7 protein-coding genes and 1 CRISPR repeat array are annotated in these 8933 nt (G+C 49.2%); all 7 genes read left to right on the forward strand.

Features of this window, described 5'->3' with window-relative positions; all coding sequences use genetic code 11:
* Nucleotides 1–38 precede the first annotated feature (38 nt).
* Genes cas3 through cas2 form a run of 7 tightly spaced genes read left to right on the forward strand, consistent with a single transcriptional unit; the run spans nt 39 to nt 7929 of the window.
* The gene (gene cas3 / locus VGB26_00945) at nt 39–2471 is read left to right on the forward strand and encodes a CRISPR-associated helicase Cas3' (GenBank protein HEX9756347.1); all 2433 of its coding nucleotides are present in this window, start codon (nt 39–41) and stop codon (nt 2469–2471) included.
* Between the two features lie 29 nt (nt 2472–2500).
* Nucleotides 2501–3214: a type I-C CRISPR-associated protein Cas5c gene (cas5c, locus tag VGB26_00950; protein HEX9756348.1), complete on the forward strand. Its 714-nt coding sequence runs from the start codon at nt 2501–2503 to the stop codon at nt 3212–3214.
* Nucleotides 3207–4994 (forward strand): type I-C CRISPR-associated protein Cas8c/Csd1, encoded by a 1788-nt coding sequence (gene cas8c, locus VGB26_00955; protein ID HEX9756349.1) that lies wholly within the window; start codon nt 3207–3209, stop codon nt 4992–4994. Before cas5c ends, cas8c begins: the two co-directional genes overlap by 8 nt.
* An 11-nt stretch (nt 4995–5005) precedes the next feature.
* On the forward strand, nt 5006–5962 hold the full coding sequence (gene cas7c / locus VGB26_00960; protein HEX9756350.1) for a type I-C CRISPR-associated protein Cas7/Csd2: 957 nt from the start codon (nt 5006–5008) through the stop codon (nt 5960–5962).
* 1 nt (nt 5963) lies between these two features.
* Nucleotides 5964–6587, forward strand: coding sequence for a CRISPR-associated protein Cas4 (cas4, locus tag VGB26_00965; protein HEX9756351.1), 624 nt, complete (start codon nt 5964–5966; stop codon nt 6585–6587).
* Between the two features lie 10 nt (nt 6588–6597).
* On the forward strand, nt 6598–7629 hold the full coding sequence (gene cas1c / locus VGB26_00970; GenBank protein ID HEX9756352.1) for a type I-C CRISPR-associated endonuclease Cas1c: 1032 nt from the start codon (nt 6598–6600) through the stop codon (nt 7627–7629).
* Nucleotides 7630–7638: 9 nt separating this feature from the next.
* Nucleotides 7639–7929 carry a CRISPR-associated endonuclease Cas2 gene (gene cas2 / locus VGB26_00975; GenBank protein HEX9756353.1) on the forward strand — a complete coding sequence of 97 codons (291 nt, stop codon included), beginning with the start codon at nt 7639–7641 and terminating at the stop codon, nt 7927–7929.
* Nucleotides 7930–8105: 176 nt separating this feature from the next.
* A CRISPR array of direct repeats spans nt 8106–8927; the repeat unit is 37 nt; unit sequence GTAGCGCCCGTCCTTCGGGACGGGCGAGGATTGAAAC.
* Nucleotides 8928–8933 lie beyond the last annotated feature (6 nt).

The following is an 8933-nucleotide window of genomic DNA, read 5'->3' on the forward strand; positions in this document are numbered from 1 at the left end:
TTTATTATTCTAAAACGTCTTGAACTTTTTTTTTGATAATGGCGGCGGAATTCGCCGGGAAATTCGGGGCGGGTAAGCTGGGCTACTGGCTTGGATCGCGGGGGGACTTGAAGGAAGCCGACTTTGCGTCAAAGCGTGCCAATAACACCCATAAATTAGGAGGTAAGGAGCCTGTGTTTCCTCATTACGCTCATTCGAGCCCAGAAAACAGTCCGCTTCCAGAAAACAGCAAAGATGATTGGCACTTTCTTAAAGACCATTTAACAGCGGTTGGAAAAGGAGCTGAGGAGAGGGCTTCGTTTTGGGGAGGCCAAGATGAAGCTAAGCTCGCAGGGCTTTTACATGATATGGGCAAGTACGCAGCTAATTTTCAGAAAAGACTTGAAGGAAAGATGAGAGGAGTCAATCACTGGTCACAGGGTGCATTCTGGGCAGGAAAAAATGAAGCATGGCTGGCAGCATTTGCGATTTATGGGCATCATGTTGGCATTCCTCCTGCGGAGATGATACAGAAGCTTGGCCAGTCCCTACAAGATGAGATGGCGACTTGGAATATCGCTGAAACCGTGCAGGATATAAAAGCCATTTTTGAGCACGACGGCCTTGCCATTCCACAAATTCAAAGAAGGGCAAAGGCAACACCAAAAGAGAAACATCGATTTGCCATGGCGGTCAGAATGTTGTTTTCTGCTCTGTGTGATGCCGATTTCATAGATACGGAGGCCCACTTCAATAAGTACGCGTCTGAATCGGCCCGGCCCACTCCCCCTCAGCTACAGCCGCGGAAAGCCTTGGATGTGTTGCTTAACCATATTCAGGCAAAACCCAAACCTGCCGATACCAACGGTAAATTGGTTTATGAAACCCGGCAGAGGGTATTACAGGATTGTCTAAACGCAGCTCAGGAGTCTGAGCACCTCTTCACATTAACAGCCCCAACAGGATCTGGAAAAACACTTGCATCGTTGGCCTTTGCTCTGAAGCATGCAGCAACATATAGCCTCCGGCGCGTAATCGTTGTTATCCCATATCTCAGCATTATCGAACAAACAGCGGGCGGATTTAGAGAGATATTCGAGCCTGTTTTTGGACCACAATATTTGTTGGAGCATCACAGCATGGCGGATAGAACCAGGAATGGAGCAGCCGAAGACAGCAACGAAGAAAAAGACGCCGAATGGGAAAATGAAAGAAGGCGAAGGTTACTCTCCCAAAACTGGGAGGCGCCTTTAATTGTTACCACGTCCGTGCAATTTTTCGAGAGCCTCTTCGCCAATAGACCGACGACATGTCGCAAACTCCACAATATCGCCAAATCGGTTGTTTATTTTGATGAAGCGCAAACGCTCCCCACGGGCTTGGCAGTCTCCACTTTGGGGGCTCTCAACGTCTTGATGAAAGATTATGGGGTAACCGTTGTGTTTGGCACGGCGACGCAACCAGCCTTTAAGTCTTTATCGGATCATATTCCTGATGGTTGGCAGCCAAGAGAAATTATTCAAAACACCAAAGGCATTTTTAATCGTCTTAAAAGAGTAGCCCCGGTTTGGCCGTCATCGAGGACAGAAAAAATGGAATGGTCGGAAGTAGCGCGGGAACTGGTAAGACATAACCAGGCATTGTGTGTGGTCAACCTTAAAAAGCACACAGCCGAATTGACCCAGGCCATGTTGGAATCTCTACCGAAAGAACTTCATGATTCTCTATTTCACTTAAGCACGGCGCTTTGCCCCGCACATCGTCAAGTTGTCCTAAAGAAAGTCCGCGCCCTACTGGACGAAGGGCAAAAAGTTTATTTGGTGGCGACTCAATGTATTGAAGCTGGTGTGGACGTGGATTTCCCTGTCGTCTGGCGGGCGATGGGACCATTGGAATCATTAGCACAAGCATTTGGACGGTGCAACCGTGAAGGCCGATTGCAGATGGAGGAATGTGAGGCACGCGTGTTTGTGCCGGCAGACGATGACATTCCAATGCCTGGCTATAAACAGGCAGCATCCATAGCGGCGACTCATTACTGGAAAGCTGATCTTCATTCTCCTGAAGTTTTTGATTCTTATTTCTCGAAGCTGTACGGTGACCAGGATATCGGTGGGGAAGGCAGCCGCTTGCAACGAGAATTACGAGAAAGTATTGAGCAACTGAGATTCCCGGATATAGCACAACGCTATCGCTTGATTTCATCGGATACTGTGTCCGTTGTTGTTCCGTATACCGAACAAGGAGCAAAGGCGTGTAAGGCTTTACAGTCGAAAGGTCTAAACATTAAAGCATTACGTGCCTTGATGTTTCAGGCACAGCCCTATGTCGTCAACGTGTATCGCAATCAACTTTTCAGGGATAGGGACATCGCGTCGCGTGTTATCCCTGTATTGGGTGATCGCAAAGGCGGATGGTATATCTGGATTGGCAAATATGATGACCGGTTCGGCATTCTTACCAAGATGTCTGATGAGGCATGGATCGTATGATCCTGCTCGAATTGCGATAAGGAGGTCTTATGGGTGTAAAGGTATTGGTTCATGGTCCTCTGGCATGTTTTACCCGGCCTGAAATGAAAGTGGAGCGAATGAGTTATCCGGTAATAACGCCGTCAGCAGCCAGAGGAGTATTGGAAGCTATTCTCTACAAGCCAGAGTTTCGGTGGAAAATACGCCATATCCATGTGCTCGCTCCGATCAAATTTATCGGCCTGAGACGTAACGAGGTTCAAGGGAAAATATCGACACAGAAAGTTAAGCAGTGGATGCGGGGAAAGGGGACGCCTGAACCTCTTGTAGCCGATGCCATGGGACGTGACCAGGGCGGAGAAGGGGAGGGGCGAACTCAACGAAACACGGTCGCTCTTAAGGACGTTGCATATGTCATCGAGGCAGACGCTTGGGTGCGCCCTGATGTGAAGGAAACACCAGTTAAATATTATGAATGCTTCCAGCGCCGCGTCGAACACGGCCAGTGTTATGTCCAACCGGTTTTAGGTTGCCGGGAATTTGTCGGTTATTTCGAGCCGGCGCCGGAGAAGTTTGAAGCTGTGAAAGAAACACGAGAGTTTGGTCTGATGCTTTATGACGTTTTTGATCTCGATGCACGAAATGACGGCTACGCCAAGCCGTTTATCACGTTATTCAGTCCAAAAATGATAAAAGGAAAGATCGAGATTGAAGATTACTCCTCGGTCAAAGCACGGCATATCGCTGGAGGTCGTCATGCTTGAGCACTTGGTTAGATATGCGGAGCGGAAAGGATTGGGAGATGACCCATGCTTTGAGGCCAAGCCTGTAAAATGGTCCATTGCGCTTGGAAATGATGGATCATTCCGAGGGATCTCCCCCCTTGGTAATCCGGATGATAAAGGTTGGAAAGGGAAGCCTTTTCCCAAAGCACCCCGTACTCCTGGAGGGGAATTGCAGGCTGGAGGAAAGAGTCATTTTTTATCTGAGACGGCTGAGACGGTTCTATTGTTGTCTCCTGAAAAACCAAAACCCAATAAGACATTGGAAGAGACAAAGGCATCGATTAAGGAAAAACATGCCTACTTTGCAAAGCTGATAGAAGATGCACACAAGTCTGGTGTAAGAATACTTGCTCCGGTCGTTCACTTCATGTCCGATAACAAAAGCATTGAAGCTGCTAAACAGGAAATCGCAAGAACGAAGAAATTTAAACCTACCGATACGTTAACCTTTGATATCGGTGGAAAATCTGTGATGGAAATGGATAACTGGCATTCTTTTTGGCGTAAAAAGCGTGATATGCCGCAAAACAAGAAACAACCAGGTGGACATCTGATGCCTTGCCTGGCAACTGGTGAAATGGTTACACCATTAGCCACGCACGACGTGATCAAAGGAGTTTTTGGTGCAGATAAGAAGGGAGCCAAGCTGATAGCTTTTGATAAAATCGCTTTTAGGTCTTATGGATTGAAGCAGTCTGAAAACGCACCCGTCTCTGCGCGTGCAGAAAGCCGGTATCGTGCTGCATTAAATGATTTAGTTAAAAACTCATTTCCATTGGTATATCCCAAAAAAGGGAAAGGCGGTATTCAACTAATTTATTGGACTCGGGATGAGAACAAAGCGGACCCCGTCGATTTAGTAAAAAATGGCGAGGAGGCGACATTTGATTTTTTCGATGGTGATCCAGAACTTCAACGAGGCGGCCTTCTTGCCGCCCTTAAGGCATTTCACAAAGGCGATTACAGACCACAAGGTTATGAAAGCAACCAGTTTTATGGATGTTCTTTGAACGGAAATGGCAAGGGTCCTTTGGTAGTGCGTGATTGGTGGGAAACATCCCTTACTAATGTCCTTCAGAATGTGATCGAATGGTTTAATGATTTGGAAATTGCGAATTGTCGTGCGCCGAAGTTCGGCGCGTTGCTTTATGCATTGGTGCGTGAGGATCTAAAAAAGGAACTTTCAACGCACATTCCTATTCAACTTATGCGTTCTGCTCTACATGGCCTTCCGTTACCTCGTGCTGTTCTGGGTAAAGCACTTCACCGTCATAATATTGACCTTATGCGTGAAGGAGAAGTAAGAATTGAGCGCGTGGCGTTAATCAAGGCATTCCTTAACCGAGTTAGAAAGGAGAGTGATCCTGCAATGACAACAGAACTCAGCAAGAATGAAACCGATCATGCTTACCGTTGCGGCCGGTTGTTGGCCGTCTTTGAGAAGATTCAGAGGGCGTCTCGCCCAGATTTGAACGCTGGTTTGGTCCAGCGCTACTACGGAGCCGCAAGTTCCACACCGGCTCTTGTGATGCCGCGCCTGTTCAAACTCTCTAAGCATCATCTTGCGACGTTGGCTGGTGGTTTAGCTGAATATTTTCAAAAACAGATTGAGGAGATCACAGACATAAAAAAGATGGGGACAACTTTCAAGAGAACGTTAACCCTTGAGGAACAAGGACGCTTTGCCCTCGGGTATTACCATCAGCGCGCACAGCGTAAGGACAATGACACCCCTGACATTCAACAGAACATTCAATGAAGGAGAAAACAATGAGTCAGTCGATTCAAAACCGCTATGACTTTCTGTTTTTGTTCGATTGTGAGAAAGGAAACCCTAACGGCGATCCGGATGCTGCGAATGCGCCTCGGATGGATCCTGAAGATATGCATGGTTTGGTCAGCGATGTAGCTATTAAGCGAAAGATTAGAAACTATGTTCAGATAGCCGAAGAAAACAAGAGCCCATTCTGTATATTTATCTCGCAGGGTGATGTTCTCAATCGAACAATCCAGACGGCTCACGCAAAATTAGCAGAGTTGGATGAATACAGGAAAGCCGACAACCAGAAGAAGAACGAAATGGCCAAGCAGTGGATGTGTAAAAACTTCTATGATGTTCGAGCATTTGGTGCTGTGATGAGCACGAATAAGGATGAAAATGATCAAAAAACCACCAAGAATGCGGGCCAAGTACGCGGGGCTGTTCAACTGACTTTCTCTCGGTCAATTGACCCAATTCTGCCTCTTGAACCCGGGATTACCAGGATGGCCGTTGCTACTGTAAAGGAGCAAAGAGAACGGGAGGAAAAGGGCACCGAAAACCAAACAATGGGTCGGAAAAATTTGATCCCATACGGCCTGTACGCCTGCCAAGGGTTTATCAGCGCCCACTTGGCTGAACAGACGGGATTTACAGAAGAGGATCTGTCCCTTTTATGGAAGTCGCTTGAAAATATGTTCGATCATGACCGGTCTGCTTCTCATGGCATGATGGCCATACGCGGGCTAAAGATATTCAAGCATGTTGGTACCGATACAAATGCAGAACAGAAGGCCCGGCAAGCAAAACTTGGCTGTGCTCCGGCGCAGAAATTGGTAGAACTTGATAAAGTGGTGGAGATTAAGAAAATGGATGGGGTTAGTGCTCCTCGTCGTTTCTCGGATTACAAGATTACTATTCACAAAGACCGAATTCCGAAAGGAGTTGAGCTGATAGAGAGGGTTTGACATGGATGTGAGTGACCCTGTTCCAATCTCAGCATTGAATCAATACGCCTACTGTCCCCGGCGCTGTGCGCTGATTCATGTAGAGCAGACATTTGAAGAGAATGTTTACACGATGCGGGGGCGGGATTTACATGAGCGCACTGATGCGCCGGAGGAGAGCGGATGGGAGGACGGGATGCGTGTTGAACGGGCGCTTCCGCTTTGGAGCAACCGCTTGGGCCTGATCGGCAAGGCAGACGTCGTAGAGTTCCATGGGGAAGTGCCTTATCCTGTCGAGTACAAATCCGGGCGACTGGATAAATATGTTAACGATGACCTTCAACTGTGTGCACAGGCGATTTGTCTGGAAGAAATGACGGGGAACCAAGTGCCTCGTGGGGCGATTTATCATCACGGTTCCAGAAGGCGCCGGGAAGTCGTCTTCGATCAGGCATTGCGGGCGAAGGTGGAAGAGACCGTAATCGCTGTTCGACGGATGTTAACGGATAAGGTGATTCCGCCGCCGGTGAATGATGCTCGATGCCGGCATTGCTCACTTTTGGAATCTTGCATGCCCGCTGTGATCGGTGAACGAGAGCGGGCAGATGCAGTGAAGAACAGTCTATTTCAAACCAACGATCCATAATGAGGATGCCATGCACCAGCTTTTAAATACGCTGTATGTGACGACCGAGGGCGCATATCTTCACCTTGATCATGAGACGCTCAAGGTGGATGTGGAAGGAAAAACGAAACTTCAAATCCCGATGCATCATTTGGGCGGGGTCGTCTGCTTCGGAGATGTGATGGTCAGTCCTGCGGCAATGCACCGATGCGCGGAGGATGGTCGTTTTATGGTGCTGCTGGACCGGAACGGCCGGTTTAAGGCCCGTCTCGAAGGTCCTGTATCAGGGAATGTATTGTTAAGACAAGCCCAACACCAGGCGGTGTGTGATTCTGCCAAGACGCTCGCCATCGCTAAAAATATTGTGGCCGGGAAAATCCAGAACACGAGGCAGATCGTCCTTCGTGGCGCGCGGGAAGCAGACAATCCCAATGATGCGAAACCGTTGAAGCAAACAGCCGAAGCATTGGCGAACGCTCTTACAAGACTCTCGACCTGTGATGGTCTGGATCAGGTTCGAGGCATCGAGGGGGAATCCGCTCGTGCGTATTTTGGGTCGTTTGATCGTATGGTTCGTGAGGACCGTGAATCGTTCAAGCTCGACGGCCGCAACCGTCGTCCGCCTCTCGATCCGATGAATGCGGTATTGTCTTTTCTCTATGCCCTGGTGATGAACGACTGCGTCGCAGGTGCGGAAGGTGTTGGGCTTGATCCGCAGATGGGTTTTCTCCATGCGCTTCGTCCGGGCCGTGCGGCGCTGGCGTTGGATTTGATGGAAGAGCTTCGATCTGTATTGGCGGATCGGCTTGCGTTGACGCTGGTGAACCGCAAGCAGGTGACGAAAAAGGATTTTGTGGATCGTCCTGGAGGAGCAGTCCATCTCAACGATGATGGCCGGAAGGAAGTCGTCGTTGCCTATCAGAAGCGCAAACAGGAAGAGATACGGCATCCGGTTCTGAACCAGAAGATTCCCCTGGGTCTGATTCCTCATGTCCAGGCGCGTTTGCTGGCACGGGTTCTCCGGGGGGATATGGAAGAGTACGTTCCGTTTTTATATCGTTAATGGGGTCGTATGCAGGTAGTCGTCGCTTACGATGTTTCAACTGAAACGCCCGATGGGCGGAAGCGGTTGAGAAAGGTCGCTCAAGCCTGCAAGGATTTCGGCCAGCGCGTCCAGAAGTCCGTCTTTGAATGCAGCGTGAATCAAATGCAGTATGAGCTACTGCTTCGGAGGCTTCTCGCCATTATCGAGGAGAAAGAGGACAGTCTTCGAATATACCGGCTGATCGAACCGAAAGAAAAGTATATCGAAGTCTATGGTGTTGATGGAACTGTGGATTTTGAGGAACCGCTTCTGATATAGCGCGGACCCATAGCGATTTAAATTTTCCGGGAGGATCGCGTGATGGAGAACCTTTTGAAAATTGAGGTTTTTTCGAAACAAGTGAACAGTATCTTGTCACAAAAGTATCCTGGAAAAGCATGTTCGCGCAATTGTACTGTTAAGTTGTTGGATTTGTGCGCTCTTTTAAGCGCACTGTAGCGCCCGTCCTTCGGGACGGGCGAGGATTGAAACGCCGTCGTTACGGCGGCTTATACGATTGCACGGGCGTAGCGCCCGTCCTTCGGGACGGGCGAGGATTGAAACCTGACCATCATTGTGGGGGTGATGTCGCTATGAAGTAGCGCCCGTCCTTCGGGACGGGCGAGGATTGAAACAAGGCCGATCTTGCAGAAATAACCGCTGAAAACGGTAGCGCCCGTCCTTCGGGACGGGCGAGGATTGAAACGGAGATGAGCGAATCCGGGCAATGGATGTATATCGTAGCGCCCGTCCTTCGGGACGGGCGAGGATTGAAACATCAGAGTAATACTGCATCATGGCATTCTTAACAGTAGCGCCCGTCCTTCGGGACGGGCGAGGATTGAAACCAAAGTTGCATTGAGAATCCCTTGGATTCCAGATAGTAGCGCCCGTCCTTCGGGACGGGCGAGGATTGAAACATCATCCTCCCAACCTTTTGCATTTAACCATGTGGGTAGCGCCCGTCCTTCGGGACGGGCGAGGATTGAAACATGATACGCGAGCATCATGTTATGCTCCTCTATGGTAGCGCCCGTCCTTCGGGACGGGCGAGGATTGAAACCAAATTCTTCAGGAACAGGGATAAGGACCTACTAGTAGCGCCCGTCCTTCGGGACGGGCGAGGATTGAAACTTCAGTGGATTGGCCTTGTTCCAGACGACGGGCATGTAGCGCCCGTCCTTCGGGACGGGCGAGGATTGAAACAACCTTCGGGTAGATAAGAATAGAATAGAAGAGAGTAGCGCCCGTCCTTCGGGACGGGCGAGGATTGAAACCATACC

The sequence above is a fragment of the Nitrospiria bacterium genome (genome assembly GCA_036397255.1).
Taxonomy (GTDB): Bacteria; Nitrospirota; Nitrospiria; order DASWJH01; family DASWJH01; genus DASWJH01.

Coding starts and splice junctions, on each gene's coding strand:
- cas3 (HEX9756347.1), top strand. CDS start 39: ATGGCGGCGGAATTCGCCGGGAAATTCGGGGCGGGTAAGCTGGGCTAC.
- cas5c (HEX9756348.1), top strand. CDS start 2,501: ATGGGTGTAAAGGTATTGGTTCATGGTCCTCTGGCATGTTTTACCCGG.
- cas8c (HEX9756349.1), top strand. CDS start 3,207: ATGCTTGAGCACTTGGTTAGATATGCGGAGCGGAAAGGATTGGGAGAT.
- cas7c (HEX9756350.1), top strand. CDS start 5,006: ATGAGTCAGTCGATTCAAAACCGCTATGACTTTCTGTTTTTGTTCGAT.
- cas4 (HEX9756351.1), top strand. CDS start 5,964: ATGGATGTGAGTGACCCTGTTCCAATCTCAGCATTGAATCAATACGCC.
- cas1c (HEX9756352.1), top strand. CDS start 6,598: ATGCACCAGCTTTTAAATACGCTGTATGTGACGACCGAGGGCGCATAT.
- cas2 (HEX9756353.1), top strand. CDS start 7,639: ATGCAGGTAGTCGTCGCTTACGATGTTTCAACTGAAACGCCCGATGGG.